Genomic DNA, 25,454 nt, shown 5'->3' with positions numbered 1-25,454 from the left:
TTTTCATTTCTAATTGCTCAGAAATGAAAGCTATATTCGACTGTAGCGGCTAATATTTAGTAAAATTCCCATCGCCATCAGCATTAACGTTAGAGAAGAACCGCCGTAGCTGAAAAATGGTAAAGTAATACCTGTTACAGGTATTAGATTAATGACAACACCTATATTAATCATCACTTGAAAAGCAACCATAGAGATGATTCCAACAGCGAGAAAGCTGCCGTATAAATCAGGTGCATTTAAGGCTGTACGAATTCCTCTCCATAATAATAAGGCAAAAAGCAATAAGACAAATGCCCCGCCAATAAAGCCGAGTTCTTCCGCTAAAATGGCAAAGATAAAATCCGTTTGCGGTTCCGGTAAGTAAAAGAACTTTTGTCTACTTTGTCCCAGTCCAAGACCGAACAACCCCCCCGGCCCGATCGCATATAGAGATTGAATGGTTTGAAATCCGCTTCCTAAAGGGTCTTCCCACGGATCAAGAAAAGCCGTAATTCGTTTTATTCGATAAGGTGCTGCCGCAATTAACCCGACAAAACCTGCTAAACCAATTAAACCCAGCCCGATAAAATGAGCAATGCGAGCACCGCTGACAAAAATCATAATGAGGCAAGTTCCTACCATAACGGTGCCCGTACCCAGATCAGGTTGAAGCATAATCAGCGCAAAAGCGGTAAAAACTAAACCGAGACTTGGTACTAAACCTTTCTTAAAAGAAGTAATATTTTTTTGATTTTCCGATAAAAATTTTGCAAGGTATATAATCATCGCCAGTTTCATAAATTCCGACGGCTGAATAGAAAATGCCCCGACGCCAATCCAGCTTCGGGAACCGTTACGGACATTCCCTATTCCCGGAATTAAAACGGCGATTAACAGGACAAAACAAGTGATCAATATGACTTTCGACCAGGATCGCCAAGTCCAATAATCAATATTCATGATAAAAAACATAGCAATCAAACCGATAATAGCAAAAAGCAACTGCCTTTTCGCAAAATAAAACGAATCATCAAATCGGTAATCGGCCCAAACCGCACTTGCACTATACACCATAATCAAGCCAAGTGATAAAAGAGCTAATATCACGATGACTAAAATAAAGTCCGGAGTTGTTTTTTTCACTGGCAAAGCAGGTCACCTCATTAACACGGATTAGAGCCTGTACACAAAGGAAGAAAAGTAACACAGTTGGAAGCAAATGATATTTTAAAGCTCTTGCTTCTAGCATCTTGTCGATTTTTCCTCCTTGTCCATCTTATACAGCCTCTATACTAACTTATGCACCGCCCCCATAAAAATGTCTCCTCTTACTTCAAAACTTTTATATTGATCCCAACTGGCACATGCCGGTGATAAAAGAATGACATCACCATTTTCCGATAAGGCGTAACTTAAAGGGACAGCCTCTTGTACATTATCGACGATAAAAATCTTTTCTATCCCTGCTTTTTTGCCGGTTTGAACTAATTTTTCCTTTGTTTGGCCAAAGGTAATTAGTGCCTTAACATTTTTCAGTGATGGAATGAGGTCATCAAAATCATTCCCACGATCAAGCCCGCCTGCCAGTAAAATAATCGGACGGTTGAAAGCGGAAAGGGCAGATTTTGTCGCTAACGTATTCGTTGCTTTCGAGTCATTATAAAAAACTCGGCCATTAATTTCTTTGACAAATTGCAACCGATGTTCGACACCGCGAAAAGTTGTTAGCACTTGCTCAATATGCTCATTTGCGACACCCATTAATTTTGCACTGGCAACACTGGCCAAAATATTTTCAAGATTATGCTTTCCGGGAAGAACAACTTTTTGATAATCAATCACTTTTTCCCCTTGGAAATAAATAAACCCATCTTTAAGCGATGCCCCTTCCGGCAAATATTTCTCTTTTGAAAACGGAATGACGGTTCCCTTTGCTTCTTTCGCTATTTGCCTACCTTCTTCTTGATCAAAGTTTAAAATGGCAAAATCAGTTTTCGTCTGGTTTTTTAATATATTCTTTTTTGCGTTTATATACTGTTCTCTTGACCCATGAAAATCAAGATGTGCCTCATATATATTTGTAATCACAGCGATGCGCGGACGAAAATGAACGATTCCCATCAGTTGAAAGGAAGATAATTCTGTCACAATAATATTTTTCTCTGTCGCAATCCTCGCAACATCCGAAGCGACCGTACCAATATTTCCAGCAATAAGCGGATTTTTATTACCTTGATTCAGCATTTCAAAAATTAATGTAGTTGTTGTCGTTTTACCGTTTGTTCCGGTAATACCGATAAATCTCGCTTCAGAGATTTGATAAGCTAATTCAACTTCCGTAATTACCGGTATCCCCCGTTTCATTGCATCTTGGATCAATTCATTTCGATAAGGGATTCCCGGATTTTTTACAATCAATTCAAATCCTTCATCGAGAAGATCTTTCGGATGTTCCCCACAAATCACTTTTATCCCTTTTTCCAGTAAGGTTTGTGCTTCGGGATTTTCCGAAAAAGGTTTTCGATCGTTAACAGTGACAATTGCACCTAATTCGTGCAAAAGACTTGCACTACTTGCGCCGCTTTTTGCCAGTCCTAACACTAAAATCTTTTTGTTTTTATACGCCGTTATGTTTTTCAATTATAACCACACCTCGATATAAATTCCTAAAGCTGCAAATAATAATCCGACGGTCCAAAAGGTAACGACAACACGCCATTCACTCCAGCCTGATAATTCATAATGGTGATGCAAAGGGCTCATCCGGAATACCCGTTTTCCTGTTGTTTTAAACGAAACAACTTGAATGATAACAGATAAAGTTTCAATGACGAAAATTCCGCCTATAATGACGAGTAATAATTCTAAATTCGTTAAAATGGACATGGTTGCAATCGCACCACCTAAAGCTAAAGAACCGGTATCACCCATAAACACTTTTGCAGGGTGTGCGTTAAAGACGAGAAATCCTAATACAGCCCCAACAACAGCGACACCGAATATGGCAATATCAAATTGATCCTGATACCACGCCAAAACCGCATACGCTCCAAAGGCAATCGCTGCCGTTCCTGATAACAACCCATCGAGGCCATCCGTTAAATTGACCGCATTGGAAAACCCGACAAGCCAAAAAATGATAAATAAAACGTATAACCAGCCCAACTCAATCGAATAATTGACAACCGGAATCGTGATTGTTGTTGGCATTCCATAGGAGTGATAAATAACATAAAAGACTGCCGCAATAATGATTTGCCCAAATAATTTTTGCTTCGATGTCAGTCCAAGATTTCTTTTCATTACTACTTTAATAAAATCATCCAAAAATCCGAGAATCCCAAAACCGATTGTCACCAATAGAAGAAGATACGTTTCTACCGTCATGTTTGAAAATTGGTTTGTCATAAAGATGGTCGTTACAATGATGGAGAGTAAAATCATAATTCCGCCCATCGTTGGTGTTCCCGATTTTTTTTGGTGCGATTTTGGCCCTTCTTCCCGAATGCTTTGTCCAAATTTCAATCTTTTCAAAAATGGAATAAACAAAGGTGAAAGGAAGACAGTAATTAAAAATGCTAAAATAATTGTATATAAAATGACTTGTTCCAACAACATTACGTCCTCCCTTTCTATTGATCAAAATCTGTATTTCGTTTCGTTGTTTGAAATTTTTTATACTTTTCTGTTATGCACTTTTTGGCAATTTGTCGATCATCAAAATCAATCACCTTGTCTCCGATAATTTGATAGGTTTCGTGTCCTTTTCCTGCAATTAAGACGACATCCCCGTCATTAGCCTGTTCAATCGCGTAATGAATCGCCTCTTTTCTGTCAGGAATTACTTTGTAAGAAAGTCCACTTACACCTTTTTCCATATCATTTAATATGGCCATCGGGTCCTCGGATCTTGGATTGTCTGATGTAAAAATGGCATCTGAGGCATATGTACATGCGATTCGTGCCATTAATGGTCGCTTCCCATGATCGCGGTCCCCGCCGCAACCAACAACAACAAAAATGCGTGAATGAGGCAAAGAAGTGACTGTTTTCAGGACGTTTTCCAAACTATCCGGTGTGTGAGCATAATCAACAATGACCGGAAACTTCTGTCCGGCTTGAACCAATTCAAACCGTCCGGGAACCCCGGCAAAACTGGATAGACTGTTAATCATTGTGTCTATATTTATACCTGCTGCTAAACCAACCGAAACTGCTGCAAGTACATTATAAACATTAAAAATACCAATCAATTTCGTCGTAACTTGCCTGTTTCCTTTCGGTGTTATTAAATGGAAAGTTGTCCCTTGACCTGTAAAATTTACATTCTCTGCACGAACATCACAGGCATTTTTCATTCCGTATGTAATGATGTGGGCAGAGGTCATTTTCATATATTCTTCTGTCGTTGAATCGTCCGCATTTAATACTGCATACTTTTTTCTGTTTTCATAGTAGGTATTACCAAGTTGAGAAAACAATAAACTTTTTGCTTTCTTATATTCTTCCATCGTTTTATGGTAATCCAAATGATCTTGTGTCAAATTTGTAAATACAGCAATATCAAAATCACAGCCCCGAGCCCGACCTTGAACTAATGCATGAGAAGAGACTTCCATACTGACCGCTTCCACATGTTCATTCAACATTTGTCGAAATGTTTTCTGCAATGTCAAACTGTCCGGGGTTGTATTTTTCGTTTCGGTCGTCTTGTTTCCAAATTTCGAATACAGAGTGCCAATGAGCCCGGTTTTTTTATTGGCTGCACGAAATATATGATCAACTAAATGACTGACAGATGTTTTCCCGTTCGTTCCTGTTATCCCGACGAGAAATAGTTCATGAGTAGGATGTTGATAAAAAGCATCGGCTAAAATCGCCATTGCTCTATTTGTATCGGGAACAATAATATTTGGTACATTCACCGCTAATTTCCGATTTGAAAGAATGGCAACCGCACCTTTTTCAATAGCTTCGTGAGCAAACTCGTGTCCATCAAATCTTGATCCTTCAATGCAAATAAATAAGGTCCCTTCTTTCACTTTTCTCGTATCTTGTTCGATAGCTAAAATGTCTGGATTATCTTCACCATTCATCTGTTTTACAAATGGCAGATGAGTTAATAATGTATGTAATTTCATTAAAACATCTCCTTCTAAGTAGAAAACATTATTTCCTATTAAAAGCAATTGCTTGAACTGTAAAAATACCATCATTCATTTTACATGAATCTGTTCTCTTTTTCTACGTCTCTTTTTAAAACAAGAGAAATCTTTAGAAACAAAAATTTATGATTATCCATCATAACCATTGTACTTTCAATATATTCTATTTATGTTGGCCTTAGTTATTTTTATTCTTAAAATTTTTGCTAACAAACAACTGAGCTTCACTGTTGGAAAATTTATCCTTACGTATGAAAAAAGACGTTCTTTTAGCAAGAGCGTCTTTTTTCTGTCTCATTCATCTATTTTATTCCAAATATATTCTTATAGTCGAGCCTTCTTCTACTTTTGTACCGGGATCCGGAGCCTGTTTCACAATTTTATCACCTTCACCGCTAATATCAAGTTTCAAATTGAACAGTTGATTAACAATTTCGTTCTTTTCCAAGCCAACTAAATTAGGGACTTCGATCATCGGTGTATCTAGCCAAGTTACTTTCTTTTCCAACTGATTTTTCCTTTGCTCTACACCGAGCACACGCATGCTATCTTCAATAATATTGCCGACGATGGGAGCGGCTACCTGACCGCCAAATTGGATAGCATTTTTTGGATTATCCACGGCTACATAAACGACGATTTGCGGATCATCCGCCGGTGCAAAACCAATAAAAGAGAGAATATAATTATTTTCTAAATATCGACCACCTTGTGCCTTCTGTGCAGTACCGGTCTTCCCGCCAACTCGGTACCCTTCAATAAATGCTTTTTTCCCGCTTCCTTGTGCAACAACGCTTTCCAATGCATAGCGAATCTGCTCGGAAGTCTTTTCGGAAATGACTTTTCTTTTTGCCACCGGGCTTTTCTTCATGACAACCTCATTGGTTTGCGAATCAACCAATTGTTTTGCCACATACGGCTGATATAAAGTACCTCCGTTTATCGCCGCTGAGACAGCAGCAACTTGCTGAATAGGCGTAACGGAAACCCCTTGTCCAAATGCCGTGGTTGCTAATTCAACAGGACCAACTTTATCCAAAGGAAACAGAATTCCCGTACCTTCTCCCTCTAGGTCGATACCGGTTTTTTGTCCGAACCCGAAATTATGGATATATTTAAACAAAGTATCCTTTCCTAATCGTTGACCCATTTCAATAAATCCCGGGTTGCAAGAGTTTTGAACAACCTCTAAAAAGGTTTGAGAGCCATGCCCGCCCCTTTTCCAACAATGCAGTTGCGTACCTCCGACTTCCACATGTCCTGAATCGTAAAACCGATCCTTCTCAAGATTGACTTTTCCTTCTTCCAGTGCGGCAGCAAGCGTAATTATTTTGAAGGTAGAACCCGGTTCGTAAGTACTCCAAATCGGAATATTTCGATTATATATTTCCGGGGCAACGTTTTGAAAATCGGATGGATCAAAATTCGGTCTGGATGCCATACCTAAAATCTCACCATTATTTGGATTCATCGCAATGGCAAGGAGTCCATCAGGATTATATTTTGCCTCGGCATTATCCAATTCCCGCTCCATAATCGTCTGGATTTGTGAATCAATTGTGAGAACAAGATTATATCCATTGACAGGTTCTTGAAATTCATCAGGCATATTTTTCATCCGTTCGCCCTTTGCTGTTGAATAAAACTGCACAGAGCCTTTTGCACCGGATAATTCTTTATCATAAGAAAGTTCCAATCCTGTTAATCCTTGATTGTCTATTCCTGTAAAACCAAGCACATGAGATAAATAGTCGCCAAAAGGATAGTATCGTTTTGAATCTTCCGCTATATAGACCCCGGGTAAATTTAAGTTTTCGACTTCTTTCGCTTTTTCATTGGTAATTTTTCGCCCGGATTTTAATCGTTCCATACTTGATTTTTTTGTGATTTGCTGATAAACATCCTGTACATTTGCGTTTAGAATATTTGCCAATTTTTCCGCAGTGTCAGCCGGGTTTTTGATTTGCCTCGGTACTACATAAACCGTCGGAGCACTTATATTTGTGGCAAGGGCAACTCCATTTCGATCAACGATTTCCCCACGTTTTGGTTCGAACGGGATTTCCCGGTTCCAAGAGTTTTTCGCCCGCTCTGTTAACATATCACTTAAAGCAAATTGAATAAACCCAAGTCGGAAGATTAAAACAAGAAAAACAAAAAATCCAGCAAGAAGGACAAATGCCAGCCGTTTTCTTACCGTCACATGAGATACTCTGCGCAAATAAAACAAACCTCCTTTCAAGGCCTGTTTTATTTATATGCATGTCCAATCTACAATAGAACAATTGGAACAATGAGCTAGGGGTTAATTTCAAAAAGAAAAGGATTGTCCGAGTTTGCATCTGCAAATTGAACAATCCCTATCTTGTATTTTATTCATCTGTTTGATTTGTCTCTTCCCCGCTGTTATTAACTGCCGGCTGTAATGTGATTTGTAAATTACTCTCTTTTGTAATAACCGTATCGGGATCAAGATTTTGTGATGTTACAAACCCATTCCCTTCAAAAGAAAACTGCATATTTGTTGCATGAACAAGTTTCATCACATCACTCAACGACCAATTATGAATATCCGGCATCTTCCACTGTCCATCCGTAACAACAATAATGCGCTCACCGTTCAACAATTTTGTCCCGACACCCGGATATATCTTTTGGACGTTGGCACCATCACCGAGGACAACCGGTACCAAACCAAGCGACGACAATTTTGCTACGACCTCGCCTGTATTTTTCGATGAATAGTCCGGAACATTTATTACTTTTGCTTTTTCTACTGACTCATCTGGTTTGATTCTTAAATATTGTAAACTATTTTTCATAACCGGATTAAATATTTTCGATACCGGTTCAGATCCACTTTCAAAACTTTCATCGTCCAAGTTAGGTTGTTGAACAAGGACATAGACGATCAACTCCGGATTATCAGCCGGTGCAAATCCGATAAAAGAAAATAAATAGTTATCCCAACCGGTTAAATAGCCTTTTTCTTTTTCGTAAATTTGCGCAGTCCCTGTTTTTCCGGCAACACGATAACCATCAATACGAAAACCTTTCCCTGTACCGATATCGCTCGTTACCGTAGACTCTAGGACATCAATCACTTGTTTGGCTGTATCAGCAGAAATCGGCGTACCGACTTCACCCATATTCGATCCTTTTACGGTTTTCCCGTTGTTATCCACTATTTTCTCTACTAAATAGGGACGCATCATTTTCCCTTCATTAGTAATAGCGGTCATCGCTTGAATCATTTGTAGGGCGGTCACACTGGTAGCTTGCCCATAGGCAGTTGAATAGCGGTCACGTTCCCATTGATATTGAATTGTTCCAGTTGCTTCACTGGGCAATTCAATTCCGGTTGTTTGTCCAAATTTAAATTTATCCAAATAATTTCTGAACGTATCTGTTCCCATTTTTTTAACAAGATTCGCAACTGCAACGTTTGATGAACGCTGAATCCCTTCTAAGTACGAAATTGGTCCCCAGCCTACTTTATTATGGTCATGAATGGCCGGTGCCCCTTCTACGGAAAATGAACCGGATTGATAGGCCTCATTCGGATTCCATACCCCTTCCTCAATGCTTGATGCCAGTGTAACTACTTTCATCGTTGATCCGGGTTCATAGGCATTTTCCACAATTACGTTATGCCAATTATTTTCAACACCTTCTCTCGTGTTCGGATCAAATGTCGGTCGTTGTGACATGGCAAGTATTGCTCCGGTTTTAGCATCGGCAACAATTCCCATTATATTTTTTGGATTATATTCCGTTTGTACATCATTCATCGCGTCTTCCAAAAACGTTTGAATTTTTTTGTCTATCGTTACATATACTGTGTCACCATTTTTAGGTTCAGTTATTTTCGTTGCAGCTGAAGGTAATATATATCCCCAACTGTCACTTTTGTAAGTAATCTTCCCGTCTTTACCTTGTAAATACTCATCTAAACTTTTTTCCAAGCCCATTTGTCCAACCAATGTTTTGCTACCATTCTTGTTATTTTGATAATTGGTAAATCCGAGTAGATGGGAAGCAAAATCTCCATTTGGATAAGCTCGTTTTGACTCGCGAATAAAAGTAATACCGGGAAGTTTTAATGCTTCAATTTTCGATTTTACTTCATTGGTTAAGTTTTTTCCGGCTGCACCAAATTCCACTTGAAACAGGTCTTTTGTCAACTGTTTATATATTTCCGATTCTTCCATTGGAATATATTTTGCCAATTCCTTTGCCGTTTTTTCCGGATCAACGACATGATTCGGCGTTTTTGCGTTATCCGGAGTAACGGAAGGGTCTAAAATTGCGACCAATTTATAAGTAATCGTATCAGTTGCCAACGGTTCTCCGGTTCGATCCACAATATCACCGCGGGAAGCTTGTAAAGTTCTTTGCTTTGTATATTTTTCCTCAGCATACACCTTTAACGATTTCCCTTCAACTTGTCCGGTCAGTTGAATAACAAAAAATCTGTATGTTAAAGAAAATAACAGAAAACTAAATCCAATAAATAATACTAGTCCTCTTTTATTCATACTAGGTCTTTTTTTCATTTCCCCGGAACAACCTTTACGTTATCTGCATTATTTTTTAAGCCTTGTTCCTTTGCTTCTTGCATAACCCTCTTATAATTGCTGTACTCATTCATTTGAGCCTTCAAATCTTCCGTTACTTTTTCCTGTTTTTCAATCGTCGCTTCTACCTGCTGAATTTCTTTATTTACTTGATAAATATGTGCTTGGTTTGACACGATTTTTACAGAAAAAAAACAAACGACAGTTGCAAAAAGTATGTACAATACTTTCTCGCCTTTTGTGAACAGGTTTTTTTTCACTTTCGGTTTTGCTAATGTTTTTGGTTGTTGAATTTCTACCGATTGATATTTTTTCGCCAAATTACTCATAGGTACGCCTCCTAATCAGTCTTTTATTTTTTCAGCAATTCTCAGTTTTGCCGAACGTGCTCGATTATTTCGAATAAGTTCTTCTTCAGACGGTACGATTGGTTTTCGCGTTATCACTTTTAAAACAGGTTGATATTCATCGGGAATTATAGGTAATCCGGATGGCAAATCCGGTATCGTTGCATATTTTTTAAAAATAGTTTTGGTTATGCGGTCTTCCAAAGAGTGAAAAGTGATGACTGCCGTTCTGCCGCCGACTTTTAAAAGCTCAATACTTTGCTCCAGTGATTTTTCAAAACTATTTAATTCATCATTCACGGCAATCCGAATCGCTTGAAAAATCCGTTTGGCCGGATGTCCACCCTTCCTTCTTGCCGGAAGAGGTATCGATTCCTTGATAATTTCCACAAGTTGTCCCGTTGTTTCAATCGTCTGTTTTTCACGGAAACGTTCAATATTTCGGGCAATTTGCTTGGAAAACTTCTCTTCTCCATATTTAAAAAAAATTTTTACCAGTTTTTCGTAAGGCCATTCATTCACAACTTCTTTTGCAGAAATGGGGGAATGTTGATCCATCCGCATATCTAAAAGTGCATCATGATGGTAGCTAAATCCACGGTCGGGTTCGTCTAATTGCGGTGATGATACGCCGAGATCATATAAAATACCATCCACTTGAAACACATTTCGAATATGTAATTCCTCTTTTAAATGAGCAAAATTTCGGTGAATAATTTCTAATCGATTCCCATAGATAGCAAGTTTCTTTTTCGCATTTTCAACAGCTGTCAGATCCTGGTCAAAAGCGTAAACTTTGCCCTTTTCTGATAATCGTTTTAAAATTTCTTCCGTATGCCCGGCACCGCCAAGTGTACAATCGACATAGATTCCGTCCGGCTTAATATTTAGACCCTCAACAGCTTCTCGTAAAAGGACTGTCGTATGTTGAAACATGATGTCTCCTACCTTCCTGTTTTAGGACATATGTTTTTTTCCTAACCTTCATTATGTTTGGCAGACACAATAGCATTTACATATTGTTCCCATTTATAAATCAATATCAATCAAATTCTCTGCAATGTCTGCAAAAGATTCCTCTGATTGATTAAAATATTCTTCCCAAATATGTTGGTTCCAAATTTCAATTCGGTTGGATACACCAATTACCACGCATTCTTTTTCAATTTTTCCATATTGGAGTAATGGAGTGGGGATATTCACCCGACCTTGTTTATCAATCTCACATTCCGTGGCACCGGAGAAGAAAAAGCGGGCAAATGCACGTGCATCTTTCTTTGTCATAGGGAGGGATTTAATTTTTTCCTCGATTACTTTCCATTCGGTCATGGGGTACCCGAAAATACATTGATCAAGGCCACGTGTCAATACAAAAACTTCACCGAGATATTCCCGGAATTTTGCCGGAACGATTAATCTACCTTTTGTATCAACATTATGGCGATATTCCCCCATGAACATATCTATCCCTCCACTTCATACCACCAATTTACCACATTCCCCCACTTTCTTCCACTCTTTTTTTAATTCGCCAGTAAATTGTAAAATCCTTTTATAAAACAAAAAAACTACCTAAAATATTTAGGCAGTTTTTTAAGCTATAATTTTACAAGATAATGGTTTCCGTTACAGGTAAACGGCAATTCCAGTAAACGATCGATGAAATCCAGCCCGTGTTGATTTAAAAAGTAAAAAACATTCCAACATCGTTCTTGTAATCCGTCAAAAGGATGGAGAAACTCATTAATTCTATCAAACTTTGCTAATAACAATTCATGCTTTTTTATTATCGTTTCATCGGTTTTATTTTTTAAAAATTCCAATTGAGAGAGAACAAACTGAGCATTTTTTTGAATGATTTTTTCTAACCCTTTATCATACGTAATGATGGTATTTGCCAGCTTGTCGTATTGTTCTCGAATGACTTGTCTTGAAATTTCTAATTGTGTCTCAATCTGGTTATTTTGTAAAGACTTAAATGTTTTTTGTTTTTCCGGTTCCGTTCCATTCAATAAAATATTTTTTATTGAAAGATGTAAATCATTTATATCACTTTCAATATTTCTTTCTAAAAAGGAAATATTGATTCTTGGAAAAACCGGTGGAATTTTAAGTCCAAAAAGCTCAAAACATGATTTTAGTTCCGCCCAATAGGCAATTTCGCCGGGTCCGGCAACAAACGCAATTGTCGGAAATAGAAATTCTTGCATGATCGGCCTCGTCACAACATTATTGCTGAATTTTTCCGGATTTTCTCGGGCCGCTTTAACCAAATCGCTTTTTGTAAAAGCAATATTTCTCCCGATAATCAGATTTTTCCCCGGGTCATATTGTAATAATGTTCGTTCTTCCCTTTCTTCATGAAACAGCTGCAGACTGGACGATTTTGTCTCAATCGTTTTACTGAACCCTTGAGCCAATAATTCTTCTTGTTTGGACAGAAGGCGATCCGTTATTTGTTCACCATATTCAATCATAAGTTGGAAATAGGTACTTTCGATTTTTCTTAAATCAGGATGTGCCGAATCAATGAGTAAAAGTCCATAATTTTTAAATAGTTCATTCACAATACTTACAAAAAACTCCGTGTATGTATGAGATTTGGACAAGCAACCGTATAAAAATTGTAATATCCCTTTCGTATGTTCGGTTTCTCCAAAAGACGCGATAATCTTTTTATACCAAGATTCCATTTGATCTTTATCGAATTCAATCCGGGATATCATTCGTTTCTCACTTGGTAATTTTTGCGGAAATATTGATTTAACGAGACGCTGCTTTTCCAGTTTAAATACATGATTTACTTCCTGAATATCATGGTCTTCACCGGCAACCCAAAATACCGGGACAACCGGTTGTTGAAGAAATGTTTCTTGTTGTTTTGCCAATAAAACGATAGAAATCATTTTATGAATAGAATACAATGGACCCGTTAATAGACCTGCCTGTTGACCGCCGATAACAACAACACTGTTTTCGTTTTCTAATTTTTGTAAATTGCTCTCAATTTGTTTTGTCATTGAGAATTTACTCATATATTCTCGGATATGATTGGCTAATGCCTTACGCGGAAAAGTTCGCTCCGTTAATTCATTATATCTTTTGACCAGGTCATCTTTGTTCCGAAAAGAATAGTGAAAAAACGAGTGGTCTCCAAAATGAACGTATCGATGAACCAGCTTGTTTTTTATGTCAAGTTGCAGTTGAAGCAATTCCATATGTCAATCTCCTTTCCTTTCAATCATTCGTTGTTTCTACTGACCCAGTAAAAAAAAAGCACTGGTGATTATTCCATACATCATTAAGCAAACATAAAGGAGAAAGAAACTTAAAAACATTAATCGCCAAAAGCCGCGAAAAATTTTTGTAAGATCAAATCTGCTCTTTTCTTTCCAATAAATCCAACTAAATAACATGAAACATAATATCATAAAAACAATAAGGGGGAAAAACAATGAACGATCCCAAATAATTATAGCAAGAAAATAAACAGACAGGATAAAGAAAACTCGGCGACTGCCGAGCCTTCAGGCGTTGGCAGAGCCGCAAGAGCACTTATACTTAATTCTTAAAATTTCCCTCTACGTCGAAATCGCTTCTTTGCTGGAAATTTATACATTCTTAACGTATAAAAAAGATCGTTGAAATATCAGCTGCCTGTTGAAAAGCTGTTTTTCTCCGTTTTCTCAATAAGAGTAAGATACTGAGTACAACAATAAATAATAAAGCGGGCAATAATATAAATACAGAAATGATCGTTGAAAGAAGGGAAGCCAATTGATTTTACCTCTCCATTCCTTTTATACTATGATATAAAAATTGTAAAACAGGAACCTTTAAGTCTTTTGTTTCTGCCATATTGAGAAGCCCGCCTATAATACCGTCAATTTCTGTTTGACGATGGTTTAGAATATCTTTTAACATCGATGATTGATTACTCGCTGTGTTCTCACAAATCGTTTTAATCCGCATAAATACCTTTTCACGGTCGGATATATCTAAAATCTTGACCACTTCATCAAGGACAAGATGAACTAAGTGAAGATAATGGCTGTTTAACATTAATTCTCCGTTTTTTGCTTTTAGTATGGCCGTCAGTGGATTTATTACGGCATTGACAATCAATTTTCCAAACACCATTTCCAGATAATCTTTTTCAAAAATAAAAGGGAAGGGAATCGTATTAAGCTTGTGAATAATAGGTCCAACAAACTGTTCATTGCCACGGAATATCGCCAGTCTTGTAAGTCCCTCCCCGGTGTGATGAACATAATTGGTCTTCTCTTTTAGTGCACCATGTTCGACGACCCCTACGATAATAGTCTCATGTGAGAGATTTTCAATAAACTTCAAATGAGCTACTCCATTTTGAATAAAAATTAGCGGGGTTTGAGAAGGAATATGATGGAATACCCTTTCGATTTGTTCCAGTTGGTATTGTTTGACAGCAATAATGAAAAGATCTTCAGCTGAAATTTCATCTGATGGTTGCGCTTTTATTGTGAAATTATCTACAGTTCCATGGTGTTTCAAATAAATTCCATATTTATTAATTAGTCGCACCTGTTCATTTGTTCTGCAATACAGTGTCACTTGATTGCTTTTACTTAAATAACAGGCAAAAAGCAGCCCGATTGCACCGCCACCGATAATCCCGATCCGCATAAAACCGCCACCTATCTTATATTCTAGATTCATATTAACAGAAACTGCCACAGGTGACACGAAAAAAACATAAAAATAAAGATATTAAAAATAGTCATACCATCTATAAACAGTCACATATGCCTTTTAATTTAATTCGCAAAAGTCTCTGCCAAAGGGCATGAAATATATTAAGGTCTTTTCAAAATTTAAATTTTGTAAGCGATAACACTTTTTGCTTCGAATTTATTGATTTATTATTATATAATAATTTATAAAGAAATATTTTACAAACAAAGGGGGAATTAATCATGTATCAAGTGGAGCGTTTAAAGATAAATTTCAAAACAGTGGAGGAATTTAAAGTATTCAAGGAATACGGTCTTCAGCAACTATCGATGTTTGAAGATCTTCAAGCAAATATGATCGAAAATAACTGTGAGTCACCTTTTTATGGTATTTATTATGGCAATAAACTTGTAGCCCGAATGAGCCTGTATAAACGATGTGAGAAAAATAATCAGTATTTTGGTTCGGATCAAGAATATATAGAGCTGGCTAAAATTGAAGTATTACCGGAGTATCAAAGGAAAGGGCTCGGATCAACTCTCGTTTCCTACGCCAAAAGTCTTGGACTGCCAATAAAAACAATTGCCAGGATAAAATCAAAAAATTTCTGGGAAAAACATGGTTTTTTTCCGGTCTCCTACAAAATAGAAGGCGAATCTAACAGTACGCTAATGATTTGGCTTCCAAACGGCGAAACAGGGGAATTCGCCAAAATTAGTTAAATGTTTTCTTCGGTTCATTAACTTGGAATCCAAAAGGAATGGAAGGGATTTCCCCTTCCGTATTATTTATCTTTTATCATATCAATGTTTCCGTTTATGTCCATTTGGAATTTCATTTTTTCCTCTTGGTTTTCATCCTTTAAAGCCAGTTTCCTTGCTTTTTCCATGATTGATAATAATGCTAAGTAATCATCTTTCAGTGAATTAATTTCCTTCTTCATCTTTTCATTTTCTTCCTGTGTAGCTTTTAGTTTCTTCCTTAAATCATCTCGTTCTTCCTTATACTTCTTTAATTCATCTACAGATGTATCAAATTGTATCTCTTTTTCTTTTAATCGTTGTAAAAATGAAATGACTTGCTCAATCGAGAATATCCCGTTTAATTCAGCTTCATTGCCTTTTATTTTTTTCTCACCATCCACTTGATGTGAATCAAAAACATCCTGACTCTTTTTCTTTAGTTCTTTCCTCTGACGTTTTGCGAGTTCAATTCCCGTTTTATATTGTTTCCTTACTGAAGAATTCCAGCGAAAACCACAGGCAGCCGCAGTTCTGCTCAATTTTTTTCCGACTTCTTCAAAAGCTTTTAATTGTGTGCTACCTTCCCTTATATGGCGTAATACAACTTCCGCTAAAAGTAAATCTTCATCTTTTGTCCATGCATCTTGACGAACAGTTGTCATCTTTTACCCTCCTCGTGTATCAGAAATATAAAATTACATATTTTTGTAATAATATATGCACATAGTAGAAACGATAGACTTCTTAATTATTCTATTAAGCAGGTCCAAACGGAGGGAAATTTCCACACGAGGTATTTTGGTAAAAAAAAAGAAGCTACATAAATATGCAACTTCTTTCTTTAGGCTTAAACGTCGATAACTTCTTTCCCTTTATAAGTTCCGCATTTTGGGCAAACATGGTGAGCTTTTTTCATTTCACCACAATTTGGGCATTCTACCATACCCGGAACTTGTAGTTTATAATGTGTCCGGCGCAGACGTTTTCTTGTTTTTGAAGTTTTTCTAAATGGTACAGCCATATTTACACCTCCTTAAAAGGATGAATTCATTTGTTTGAGTTTTTTTGATTAAATAATTTTGCCAATTCTGCGAAACGGGGATCTATTTTTTCCTGTTTCTCCTGATCAGCTTCCTGAATAAATTCCCAATCTCTTCCAGAACTGAATAACGAAGAAACATCTTCCTCTTCATTATATACTTGCATGGGAATTTCAACTAAAATTAATTCTTCAATTACGGGCGTTAAATCGATCATTTCCCCATGGATAATATGCAAATTTAACTCGGAATCTTCATTGTATTCAGCTGTTTCGTACATAAAGATTTCCGTACTTTGAATATCAATAGGGAATTGGACATCTTCAAGTGTACGGGTACTCGGCAAAACCAATTCACCTTTAATATGTAAGTGAAAAGTGACTTTTTTTGAATCAATTTCCGCAGTACCAAACACTTGAATGGGTGAAATGGTACGAATTTGTGGATCTCTGTTTTTTAAAGATTCCAGATTCACCATTTCATTAAATGTTAACCCTTTATTTCGGAATTTTTGTAATTGCATCATTGACCACTTCAATACGATCACCCCAAGGCAACAAAGGTTATTATAGCCTGCAAAAAAACATTTGTCAATATTTTTTCTTTACAGTCTTGCATTGAATCCGGATATTATTGATAATAAATATAAGTGTATCATGACACCGGTTTTTTCATCTAGTTTCTGCATTTAAAACAATTTTGATACATAAGAATAGCAGGATGTCCGAAGCCAGACAATAAAATAAAACCAATTTATACACTTTATGCTGTCAAAAAATGAACAATACATAAAAAGGAGGACATATGATCAGTGCAGGAATTATCGTGGAATATAATCCTTTCCACAACGGACATTTATACCACTTACAACAAACACGAAAGAAAACAAATGCTGATGTCGTTATCGCCGTAATGAGCGGACAATTTTTACAGCGGGGGGAACCTGCTCTTGTATCAAAATGGGCACGTACGAATATGGCTTTAAAAGCCGGCGTGGACTTAGTGATTGAACTTCCCTATACTTTTTGTACACAAAAAGCCGAAAAATTTGCTGAAGGAGCTGTTTATCTCTTAACAAGTTTGCAAGCTGATTTTATTTGTTTCGGCAGTGAATCGGGCAATATTGATACGTTTACAAATACGATTAATTTTATATCAAATCATGAATCAGATTATAATCGATTCATTAGACAATTCATGAACGAAGGAGTAAGTTATCCAAAAGCAGCTTCACTTGCTTTTCAACAGTTAGCACCATCCCGGGACTTACTGGATTTATCGAAACCAAATAATATATTAGGTTATCACTATGTAAAAGCTTTACAAGAGATCGGAAGTAAAACCGTCCCCATGACCATTGAACGAATTCATGCAGGTTACCATGATCAACAGTTGTCATCGGTAAAAATATCCAGTGCAACTAGTATTCGAAAAACATTGGCTGAAAACAGAACACTTGACCACATTCAAAGTCATATTCCTGACACAACTTACCAAGAATTATCAGCCTTTTACAAAAAATATAACACCTTTGCCTTCTGGGAAAATTTTTGGCCATTTCTAAAATATCGGTTTTCTCATAGTGAGCCGAATGAATTAAAAGACATTTATGAAGTCGAAGAAGGGATGGAATATCGCCTTATTCGTTTTGCACAGGAGGCAACCAGTTTTAAAGATTTTATGGAAAAGATTAAAACGAAGCGTTACACTTGGACAAGACTACAAAGGGCTTGTGTCCATATTTTAACAAATACGAAAAAGGAAAAAATGAGAAACAAGTTTCCTGAATATATACGAGTGCTCGGCTTTAATCAACTGGGGAGACAATATTTAAAAGAAAAAAAAGAAAGGATATCGCTCCCGATTATTTCAAACCTTTCACAGGCTGAGCGAAAAGCGGTCCAACTTGACATAAAGATAAGTCAAACTTATTCCTTTGCTTTTGGTAACAACGGTCAAAAAATTATTGAAGAAGAGAAAAAACAATTCCCGATTATTGTTGAATAGCTTTCAAGAACAGGAGGGATGGTAAGCCCCATCCCTGTAAAAATCCGATATAAAACTTAAACTTGGATTGAATGGTCCACATTATTTTTTTGCTTCAAGTTTTTCTAAATACGCTAAGGCATCGTCAATTGTATCAACGGGAACGATTTTCATTTTTGTATCGATGTCTTTGGCTGTTTTTTTCGCCATTTCATAATTTGAATTTTTAGCCCCGTTTTCATTTGGCGCAAAAAAGATCTCCGCTCCCTCCCGATCAGCAGCAACAATTTTTTGCTCAATGCCGCCAATCGGACCCACTGTTCCATCCGAAGAAATCATTCCTGTGCCGGCAATACGGTAACCTTTTGTAATATCTTCTTTCACTAATTGATTATAGATCTCCAGCGAAAACATTAAACCAGCAGATGGTCCCCCAATCTGTTCCGTATTTATTTTTACTTCGGGGTTTGTTTTTACATTTTTGTCTTCCACTAAGACAATTCCTATGCCAGGTTTCTTTGTTTCCGACAATTCTGCAATTGCAACGGTTCTCGTTAATTTTTCACCATTCCGAAAAAAAGTGACGGAAATATCATCACCAACTTGTTTTCCTTGTATATAATTTGTAAATCCTGTAGATGAATCGAAATTTTGTTGGTCAATGGCAACAATTCGATCACCCGGTTTCAAAATTCCATCAGCAGGCATCCCCTCTTGTACACTTAAAACATAAATACCGTTCATGGTGACATTGACTTCTTTTCCCGCCTTCTGAAAAGCGACTTGCAATGCGTTTTCTTGTGAATTTTCCATATAATAGGATTGACGGACTTGATATTCTTCATCTGTCTCGTTCTCTAAACGGATGGCATTTTTTGGTTCCAACGAATAATACTTTTTCATCTTTGCCATTACGTAGGAAATGACGTTTGCTTCCCCCATACGAACGGTTGTTAGCATAAACTCCCCTTCTTCATCATATCCACCTTGAACATCGATAATTTCATCGAGAACTTGTGCCATCCCCGGACGTATTACATAGTATGGTAAAGGATAAAAATTTATAAATAAAATAATGATTAGTAAAATGAATAGACTGATTTTCTTAGTTTTTTTATTCACTCGTATGACTCCTCCCACATACCAATCATCTGCTTGATTTTCGGTATTACTTTTTCTGTTGCTTCCTCCCCTTTTAAGATCAATTCATCAATATCACTAAATGCATAAGAACTGTATTTTTCAACAGGCGGACGAATGTAAATATCCGATTGTAGCGCACGAGCTTCAGCCAATTCAACTTGCATAATATCGATGCTTTGTAAAATAACGTCATAAATGGTTATAATTTCCGCATTTTTTTTTAAACCTGCTACATCAACGGCAATGACCAGATCTGCTCCCATTTCTTTTACAACCGAAACCGGAACCCGGTCACTTACCCCGCCGTCAACTAAAAGACGTCCTTGGTACGTTTCTGGGATAAAAATACCAGGAATGGAAATACTTGCACGAACTGCTTCCGCAACATCGCCGGTTCTAAATATAACCTTCTCCCCGGTATGGAGGTCAGTTGCAATAATGGCAAGGGGTAAATTTAAGTCTTCAATACGTTTTTGATAAGTAAACACGCGGATGAATTCCTTTATTCGATTTCCTGCAATAAAACCTAGTTTTGGTATTGTAAAGTCAATAAAATATTTTCGCTTAAATTTTTGAGAAACACGTACCATTGTATCGATATTTTGTCCTGATGCATAAAATGCCGCTACCAATGAACCAATGCTGCTCCCGGCAATCATCGAAATCGGAATGTTTTCCCTCTCCAATACCTTCAAGACGCCAATATGGGCAAGACCCCTGGCACCGCCCGATCCTAATGCCAGACCGATTTTCGGCTCTGCCATCTTTCATCCCCCAATTTTTCTATTAAGAATTTGTATAAACAACATATTATGAGTTATTCACCTACTATAGAACAATAATTAGGGAAAAAACCAACCCGGTACAAAGCAAAAATTTTATTCTTTTTTTCCTCAGTTATTCATACATTATTGGAGTAAGGATGGACAGGCAACAAATTCAATTTTATTCATTCATTTTATCACAAAATTTATGTTTATAAGGAGAATTTTTCGACCTAATAATTTTTGTATATAAACTTTTGCTATTCATAAAGAAACTAAGTTGCCCGCTTTATACTCAAGGAGGGAAACTAATGAATCGTTCAAGACTAAAGACATTACTTTTCGCTTCCTCCGCCATTTTTTTAGCCGTTGCACTTATTTCTCATCCAAAAGAATCTTTAAAAGCATCCATAAAGGGATTACACACTTGGTGGGAAGTCGTTTTTCCTTCCCTCTTGCCATTTTTCATAATTGCTGAATTATTAATTGGATTTGGTGTAGTGAAATTTTTGGGCGTACTGTTAGAGCCCTTTATGAGACCGATTTTTCGCGTTCCGGGCATTGGGGGGTTTGTTTGGGCGATGGGAATGGCTTCCGGAAATCCTGCTGGAGCCAAATTTACGGTACGTTTGAGAAATGAGGGCAATATTACCCAAATTGAAGCAGAAAGATTGGTTGCATTTACCAGTTGTGCAAATCCCCTGTTTATTTTTGGTGCAGTGGCGGTTGGTTTTTTCCAAAATCCGTATCTTGGCATTATTTTTGCCATTTCTCATTATGCCGCAAATATTTTCGTCGGGTTGGTCATGCGCTATTACGGGATAGGAGACAAAACGAGGAATAAGGAAGAAAAAACCTTCTTTTCTTTGAAAAATGCATTCCAATCTATGCATGAAACAAGATTAAAAGATAATAGACCTTTTGGCACATTATTAGGAGATGCAGTAACGTCTTCCATACAAACCTTATTAATGATCGGCGGTTTTATTATTTTATTTTCGGTAATTAATACATTATTGTCATTAACAAATATTACTGATGTTCTTGCAACAATTATTAAAATATTGTTTGTAATCCTTCATTTACCTGAAGCATTCAGTATACCATTTATTTCCGGATTATTTGAGATGACAATCGGCAGTCAATTAATTAGCGAAGTAAAAAATGCCCAGCTACTGCAACAAGCGATTGTCGTCAGTTTCCTGCTTGCATTCGGTGGATTTAGTATTCAAGCACAAGTAGCCAGTCTATTATCCCAAAGTGACATTCGTTTTTCTCCTTTTTTATTTGCCAGACTTTTGCAAGGTATATTTGCTTCTTTAATTACGTTCATTATTTGGAAACCGGTATATGAGAATGGTTTAACAGGACAAAATAATTCAATGCCGGTATTTTTAAATTTCGACAACGATGTATATTTACATATTTTACAATTTTTTACGGAATACGGACCCATAATCACAATTGCCTCGTTATTTATTTATGTAGTCATTTACGGAAGAAGAGCATTCAGGTAACATTCCATAACTTACGTACTCGGACGACCCAATAATGCGTTTTCCTAACCGGAAAAGCTTTATTAAAAAAGAAACTTCAACAGGGTATTTATATATTTCGACCCAACTTGAAGTTTCTTATCTGATTATTTTTTTGAAAATTTATGTTTAAGTGCTTTATTGACTACTGGTGGGACGAGATCGGACACATCACCACCATATTTTGCCACTTCTTTTACGATACTGGAACTCAAAAAGGAATAACTATTATCAGTCATAATAAAAAATGTATCAATATCCCGATCCAATTTTCGGTTCATCGAGGTAATTCTCATTTCATATTCAAAATCAGTTACGGCTCTTAATCCACGGAGAATTACTTTCGCATTAACACTTCTGGCATAGTCTATTAAAAGTCCGTTAAAGGAATCAACGATAATATTAGGAATATCTTTCGTTGATTCTCGAATCAGTTCAAGTCTTTCATCGATTGTGAATAAAGTGGATGTTTTTTCAGAGTTATTTAATACACAAACATACATTTTGTCAAATATAAATGATCCCCTGGTAATAATATCAATATGTCCGTTTGTAATCGGGTCAAAACTACCCGGGCAAACTGCAATTCGTTCCATTAATTCTCCTCCTCAACATCTTTCCTGTGGTAGAGCGAAATACTGATCGTACCGTATTGTTCTTCTTTATTTTTTTCGAGCAAATGTACAGTAGCCGGGAGTTCCCGCTCTTTTCGATGCTCACATACAACAACACCGTTTTTTTCTAAAAGCTCGTGTTTACTGATTATCTCCAATATTGCAAGATATCCATCGCTATGATAGGGCGGATCCAGCCAGATTACTTTAAACTGAATATTCCGCTGGATAATTGCTTTCAAAGCTCTTTTCCAATCGATTTTATAAACTTCTGCATTTGCTTGGAAACCACAAAGATCAATATTCTTTTTGATGGTTTGGATTGCTTTCGGATCACGGTCAACAAAAATGACTTTACTTAACCCTCTGCTAATTCCTTCTATCCCCAACCCGCCACTACCGGCAAATAAATCAAGTCCATATCCTTGTTGAAAATATGGTCCAATCATATTAAAAACGGATTCTTTCACTTTATCGGTCGTCGGTCTCGTTGACTCACCGGGGACCGCCTTTAACATTCTTCCCTTCTGTCTGCCTGATATTACTCGCACACGATCACCTTATCGTTCAAATATTTTACGTTATCCATCCTATCATAAATGGACGAAAAATACTATGTCGAGCATTATCTTTCATTGAAGAAGCTGTTGTTCCAATCCGGTGGTCCATCCTCAATATATAAAAAGAATATTTTATAAAATTTGTATAAGTTATCCTATTTTGGTCATAATGTAAATGACAACATCAAACGTTAGATGTTGTTGCCAACCGCGGAGAAGACTTACGTTTCCCCATAAGTTCTTCCTCCGGTTTCTCCTCTCCCTTTGCCTTCACTCACGAAGAGTTTGAAGGAGCCCTGCAGAAGTTTACTGCAGGGTTATTTTTTAGCTAATAGGAAAGTATAAATTTTTCAATTTCTACTTTCCTAACGCATAAGTGCTCTTGCGGCTCTGCTCTCACCTAAAGGCTCGGCAGTCGCCGAGTTTTCTTTATGTTACCTTATAAAAAATTGGTTATTCTGATGATTGATTTCAATACGAAAGACTTTACGAAAAAACTCTTTTTGTATATAAAATTCATTGTTGATTTTTAGATACGGTAATTTATCGCTCATTGTCAGCAAACCATATTGTTCCTCATTTATTAGAAAAAAGTCTTTATTATCATAAAAACGAAATGTCGTTTTCCCATTGGTTATAAAAATTTCATCTTCAGATATCTGTTCAAATTGATAATTTAAATTTTCTATGATTGGCCGAATTGGAAAATAATAAACATCGTCCATCCAATACACGCGATAATTCTCCAACTTGTGATTTCTCACATAAATCGGTTCATCAGTAAAAAAATATAAAGGACTCACTGTTTGTTCAATTGCAATATCCTGAAAAAAGCTTGTTTTTAGCCCCTTCAATCGTCCTAATAATTGATCAATTTCAGCTAAAGAAGTGAACTTTTGATCGGTTTGAAGAATGGATGAGATAAATATAGAAATTTCATTGTTCGACAATTTATTTTTAAGTTCAGCATAAATTTGTGCTTTCACTTCATCAATCGGTGGTTGTTCAGTTATGATTTTAGCCAAAATATTCATCACCCATTTTTCCTCATCCTTACCTGCCCAAAAATTTGATAACAAAAATTGTTCCACCCATATGGAAGATAATAAGTTTTGATCAATCTCAGGATTTTCAATAATTAATGAGACAGACTGTAGTGGATTTATTTGCTCCGTTAAAATAACAGCGGGAAACTCCTTATCATGCTTTAATCCTAAGTCAATTGAACTGGTCAATAGATTTTGATCAGTTTTTCTATCTGTATATAAAGGAATCTTTTCTCCTATGTAAGTATAGAATAACGGTGCTTTTTGCCAATATAATGGAATATCAACACCTTTTCTTTCAAATACATAATATTGTAGTTGATCAAGTACTTCATGATAAGTCATTGGTGCACCCGCAGCCCAACTTCCAGCCATATTTGTCAGCTCACTAATTTTCACGATCGTGTTAACTATTTCTACACCACTTATTTGTACCATCCAATTTTCCAACAAAAAAGCTTGATTATCCGGATTCGTGTTAATTTCATATTCAACGGTCAAAGTGTTATCCCGAACAGCTATACTTTTATTTGTTTCATCCCAAAATTCCATATGCGGGAATGTGAAATTAACTCCTGCTTCAGGTAATTTTAGTAAATAAGTATGGTTTTTCAAATTTTGAAGGGTCTGTTTAATCTTTAATTTCCCGGAATCATGAACAATTTCAATTTGCTGTTTGACTGATAAATGATCGTCTTGATCCGTTCCTTCTTTCAATTTTGTCCATTGGAAGGCGGCTAGTATAATGATGATTAAACTTAAAATAATGATAAATAACGATCTCGTTTTATGCTTTATTGGCATTGATTATCCCCCGGCATTGATCTTAATAGACAAAAGAAGTTTGTAAGAAAAGCGCAGAGCGCCCGCTTAGCGACGTACAAACTGGAGCGCCCCGCAATGAGAACAGATTTGCTTCCTCGAATAGACATCGCACGAAGAAAAAGCGATTAGCTTTTTCGAGGACTCTGAATAATCTTCCTTGAATAAGCATCGCACGAAGAAAAAGCGAGTAGCTTTTTCTAAGGAAAAGGAAACACGGCGAGTGACGAGCCGATGTTGACTTATCGTAGTGAAGCTACTCCTAGAGTGAACTTCATGAGTAATCTTCCTTGATATACTTCATGAAGCTTTGCGACGAGCTGAACATCCGCTTCCTCGAATAGGCTATGGCGCAGGAGCACATTAAAGGGGAGTTAGTTTCTCAGTCGCTGGCGCTCGTAGCTAGACAATAAAACT

At 36.8% G+C, this 25,454-nt stretch carries 23 protein-coding genes; 3 read left to right on the top strand and 20 right to left on the bottom strand.

Annotated elements, in window-relative coordinates; genetic code table 11:
- Positions 1-30: 30 nt before the first annotated feature.
- From spoVE to BT1A1_RS07160, 12 genes are all read right to left on the bottom strand, one after another.
- Positions 31-1,131, bottom strand: a complete 1,101-nt coding sequence (spoVE, locus tag BT1A1_RS07210; protein WP_034769613.1) for a stage V sporulation protein E — start codon at positions 1,129-1,131, stop codon at positions 31-33.
- Between the two features lie 138 nt (positions 1,132-1,269).
- Positions 1,270-2,622, bottom strand: a complete 1,353-nt coding sequence (murD, locus tag BT1A1_RS07205) for a UDP-N-acetylmuramoyl-L-alanine--D-glutamate ligase (protein WP_034769611.1) — start codon at positions 2,620-2,622, stop codon at positions 1,270-1,272.
- Entirely contained in the window at positions 2,623-3,597 is a 975-nt protein-coding gene (mraY, locus tag BT1A1_RS07200; protein ID WP_034769852.1) for a phospho-N-acetylmuramoyl-pentapeptide-transferase, read from the bottom strand.
- 17 nt (positions 3,598-3,614) lie between these two features.
- Entirely contained in the window at positions 3,615-5,123 is a 1,509-nt protein-coding gene (locus BT1A1_RS07195; RefSeq protein WP_034769609.1) for a UDP-N-acetylmuramoyl-L-alanyl-D-glutamate--2,6-diaminopimelate ligase, read from the bottom strand.
- A 331-nt stretch (positions 5,124-5,454) separates the two neighbouring features.
- Complete coding sequence (locus BT1A1_RS07190) at positions 5,455-7,368, bottom strand: stage V sporulation protein D (protein ID WP_034769607.1); 1,914 nt, start codon at positions 7,366-7,368, stop codon at positions 5,455-5,457.
- A gap of 151 nt (positions 7,369-7,519) precedes the next feature.
- On the bottom strand, positions 7,520-9,703 hold the full coding sequence (locus BT1A1_RS07185; protein ID WP_034769605.1) for a penicillin-binding protein: 2,184 nt from the start codon (positions 9,701-9,703) through the stop codon (positions 7,520-7,522).
- Entirely contained in the window at positions 9,700-10,053 is a 354-nt protein-coding gene (ftsL, locus tag BT1A1_RS07180) for a cell division protein FtsL (RefSeq protein ID WP_034769603.1), read from the bottom strand. Before ftsL ends, BT1A1_RS07185 begins: the two co-directional genes overlap by 4 nt.
- A 15-nt stretch (positions 10,054-10,068) precedes the next feature.
- Positions 10,069-11,007 carry a 16S rRNA (cytosine(1402)-N(4))-methyltransferase RsmH gene (gene rsmH / locus BT1A1_RS07175; protein ID WP_034769601.1) on the bottom strand — a complete coding sequence of 313 codons (939 nt, stop codon included), beginning with the start codon at positions 11,005-11,007 and terminating at the stop codon, positions 10,069-10,071.
- A 93-nt stretch (positions 11,008-11,100) separates the two neighbouring features.
- On the bottom strand, positions 11,101-11,532 hold the full coding sequence (mraZ, locus tag BT1A1_RS07170; protein ID WP_034769598.1) for a division/cell wall cluster transcriptional repressor MraZ: 432 nt from the start codon (positions 11,530-11,532) through the stop codon (positions 11,101-11,103).
- A 137-nt stretch (positions 11,533-11,669) separates the two neighbouring features.
- A complete protein-coding gene (gene bshC, locus BT1A1_RS07165) occupies positions 11,670-13,289 on the bottom strand; it encodes a bacillithiol biosynthesis cysteine-adding enzyme BshC (RefSeq protein WP_034769596.1) in 1,620 nt (539 codons plus the stop codon).
- Between the two features lie 36 nt (positions 13,290-13,325).
- The gene (locus BT1A1_RS19655) at positions 13,326-13,568 is read right to left on the bottom strand and encodes a DUF3397 family protein (RefSeq protein WP_419468900.1); all 243 of its coding nucleotides are present in this window, start codon (positions 13,566-13,568) and stop codon (positions 13,326-13,328) included.
- Between the two features lie 286 nt (positions 13,569-13,854).
- Entirely contained in the window at positions 13,855-14,769 is a 915-nt protein-coding gene (locus tag BT1A1_RS07160; RefSeq protein WP_081912298.1) for a 2-dehydropantoate 2-reductase, read from the bottom strand.
- Positions 14,770-15,026: 257 nt separating this feature from the next.
- On the opposite strand from BT1A1_RS07160, the gene BT1A1_RS07155 reads away from it, so the two are divergent.
- Positions 15,027-15,506 carry an N-acetyltransferase gene (locus BT1A1_RS07155; protein WP_072012665.1) on the top strand — a complete coding sequence of 160 codons (480 nt, stop codon included), beginning with the start codon at positions 15,027-15,029 and terminating at the stop codon, positions 15,504-15,506.
- A 62-nt stretch (positions 15,507-15,568) separates the two neighbouring features.
- Here the strand turns inward: BT1A1_RS07155 and BT1A1_RS07150 are convergent, their stop codons facing one another.
- The 3 genes from BT1A1_RS07150 to BT1A1_RS07140 form a co-directional block, all read right to left on the bottom strand.
- Positions 15,569-16,189, bottom strand: a complete 621-nt coding sequence (locus tag BT1A1_RS07150; protein ID WP_034769588.1) for an RsfA family transcriptional regulator — start codon at positions 16,187-16,189, stop codon at positions 15,569-15,571.
- A gap of 185 nt (positions 16,190-16,374) precedes the next feature.
- Positions 16,375-16,548, bottom strand: coding sequence for a 50S ribosomal protein L32 (gene rpmF, locus BT1A1_RS07145; protein ID WP_034769587.1), 174 nt, complete (start codon positions 16,546-16,548; stop codon positions 16,375-16,377).
- A 26-nt stretch (positions 16,549-16,574) separates the two neighbouring features.
- Positions 16,575-17,114, bottom strand: coding sequence for a YceD family protein (locus tag BT1A1_RS07140; protein WP_231553309.1), 540 nt, complete (start codon positions 17,112-17,114; stop codon positions 16,575-16,577).
- A 257-nt stretch (positions 17,115-17,371) separates the two neighbouring features.
- On the opposite strand from BT1A1_RS07140, the gene BT1A1_RS07135 reads away from it, so the two are divergent.
- The gene (locus BT1A1_RS07135; RefSeq protein ID WP_034769583.1) at positions 17,372-18,574 is read left to right on the top strand and encodes a nucleotidyltransferase; all 1,203 of its coding nucleotides are present in this window, start codon (positions 17,372-17,374) and stop codon (positions 18,572-18,574) included.
- 81 nt (positions 18,575-18,655) lie between these two features.
- Here the strand turns inward: BT1A1_RS07135 and BT1A1_RS07130 are convergent, their stop codons facing one another.
- Together BT1A1_RS07130 and BT1A1_RS07125 are read right to left on the bottom strand one after the other, a co-directional pair.
- The gene (locus tag BT1A1_RS07130) at positions 18,656-19,675 is read right to left on the bottom strand and encodes a SepM family pheromone-processing serine protease (protein WP_034769581.1); all 1,020 of its coding nucleotides are present in this window, start codon (positions 19,673-19,675) and stop codon (positions 18,656-18,658) included.
- Entirely contained in the window at positions 19,672-20,460 is a 789-nt protein-coding gene (locus tag BT1A1_RS07125) for a patatin-like phospholipase family protein (protein WP_034769580.1), read from the bottom strand. The genes BT1A1_RS07130 and BT1A1_RS07125 overlap by 4 nt, the downstream gene beginning before the upstream one ends.
- A gap of 311 nt (positions 20,461-20,771) precedes the next feature.
- On the opposite strand from BT1A1_RS07125, the gene ylbJ reads away from it, so the two are divergent.
- Positions 20,772-21,977, top strand: coding sequence for a sporulation integral membrane protein YlbJ (gene ylbJ, locus BT1A1_RS07120; protein ID WP_034769579.1), 1,206 nt, complete (start codon positions 20,772-20,774; stop codon positions 21,975-21,977).
- 125 nt (positions 21,978-22,102) lie between these two features.
- On the opposite strand, the gene coaD is transcribed toward ylbJ, so the two are convergent.
- The 3 genes from coaD to BT1A1_RS07105 form a co-directional block, all read right to left on the bottom strand.
- On the bottom strand, positions 22,103-22,591 hold the full coding sequence (gene coaD / locus BT1A1_RS07115) for a pantetheine-phosphate adenylyltransferase (protein ID WP_034769578.1): 489 nt from the start codon (positions 22,589-22,591) through the stop codon (positions 22,103-22,105).
- Positions 22,591-23,127 carry a 16S rRNA (guanine(966)-N(2))-methyltransferase RsmD gene (gene rsmD / locus BT1A1_RS07110; RefSeq protein ID WP_231553308.1) on the bottom strand — a complete coding sequence of 179 codons (537 nt, stop codon included), beginning with the start codon at positions 23,125-23,127 and terminating at the stop codon, positions 22,591-22,593. Before rsmD ends, coaD begins: the two co-directional genes overlap by 1 nt.
- Before the next feature lie 476 nt (positions 23,128-23,603).
- Positions 23,604-25,019 carry a hypothetical protein gene (locus BT1A1_RS07105; RefSeq protein ID WP_034769575.1) on the bottom strand — a complete coding sequence of 472 codons (1,416 nt, stop codon included), beginning with the start codon at positions 25,017-25,019 and terminating at the stop codon, positions 23,604-23,606.
- Positions 25,020-25,454 lie beyond the last annotated feature (435 nt).

The organism is Caldibacillus thermoamylovorans (assembly GCF_000751775.1).
Lineage (GTDB): Bacteria > Bacillota > Bacilli > Bacillales > Caldibacillaceae > Caldifermentibacillus > Caldifermentibacillus hisashii.
This window is presented reverse-complemented; position numbering and strand designations above follow the sequence as displayed.

What these genes read in the sequence shown, in the direction of transcription:
- BT1A1_RS07195 (WP_034769609.1), bottom strand. Translation starts at nt 5,123, where the DNA reads ATGAAATTACATACATTATTAACTCATCTGCCATTTGTAAAACAGATG.
- BT1A1_RS07185 (WP_034769605.1), bottom strand. Translation starts at nt 9,703, where the DNA reads ATGAAAAAAAGACCTAGTATGAATAAAAGAGGACTAGTATTATTTATT.
- ftsL (WP_034769603.1), bottom strand. Translation starts at nt 10,053, where the DNA reads ATGAGTAATTTGGCGAAAAAATATCAATCGGTAGAAATTCAACAACCA.
- rsmH (WP_034769601.1), bottom strand. Translation starts at nt 11,007, where the DNA reads ATGTTTCAACATACGACAGTCCTTTTACGAGAAGCTGTTGAGGGTCTA.
- mraZ (WP_034769598.1), bottom strand. Translation starts at nt 11,532, where the DNA reads ATGTTCATGGGGGAATATCGCCATAATGTTGATACAAAAGGTAGATTA.
- bshC (WP_034769596.1), bottom strand. Translation starts at nt 13,289, where the DNA reads ATGGAATTGCTTCAACTGCAACTTGACATAAAAAACAAGCTGGTTCAT.
- BT1A1_RS07160 (WP_081912298.1), bottom strand. Translation starts at nt 14,769, where the DNA reads ATGAATCTAGAATATAAGATAGGTGGCGGTTTTATGCGGATCGGGATT.
- BT1A1_RS07155 (WP_072012665.1), top strand. Translation starts at nt 15,027, where the DNA reads ATGTATCAAGTGGAGCGTTTAAAGATAAATTTCAAAACAGTGGAGGAA.
- BT1A1_RS07150 (WP_034769588.1), bottom strand. Translation starts at nt 16,189, where the DNA reads ATGACAACTGTTCGTCAAGATGCATGGACAAAAGATGAAGATTTACTT.
- rpmF (WP_034769587.1), bottom strand. Translation starts at nt 16,548, where the DNA reads ATGGCTGTACCATTTAGAAAAACTTCAAAAACAAGAAAACGTCTGCGC.
- BT1A1_RS07135 (WP_034769583.1), top strand. Translation starts at nt 17,372, where the DNA reads ATGATCAGTGCAGGAATTATCGTGGAATATAATCCTTTCCACAACGGA.
- BT1A1_RS07125 (WP_034769580.1), bottom strand. Translation starts at nt 20,460, where the DNA reads ATGGCAGAGCCGAAAATCGGTCTGGCATTAGGATCGGGCGGTGCCAGG.
- ylbJ (WP_034769579.1), top strand. Translation starts at nt 20,772, where the DNA reads ATGAATCGTTCAAGACTAAAGACATTACTTTTCGCTTCCTCCGCCATT.
- coaD (WP_034769578.1), bottom strand. Translation starts at nt 22,591, where the DNA reads ATGGAACGAATTGCAGTTTGCCCGGGTAGTTTTGACCCGATTACAAAC.
- rsmD (WP_231553308.1), bottom strand. Translation starts at nt 23,127, where the DNA reads ATGTTAAAGGCGGTCCCCGGTGAGTCAACGAGACCGACGACCGATAAA.
- BT1A1_RS07105 (WP_034769575.1), bottom strand. Translation starts at nt 25,019, where the DNA reads ATGCCAATAAAGCATAAAACGAGATCGTTATTTATCATTATTTTAAGT.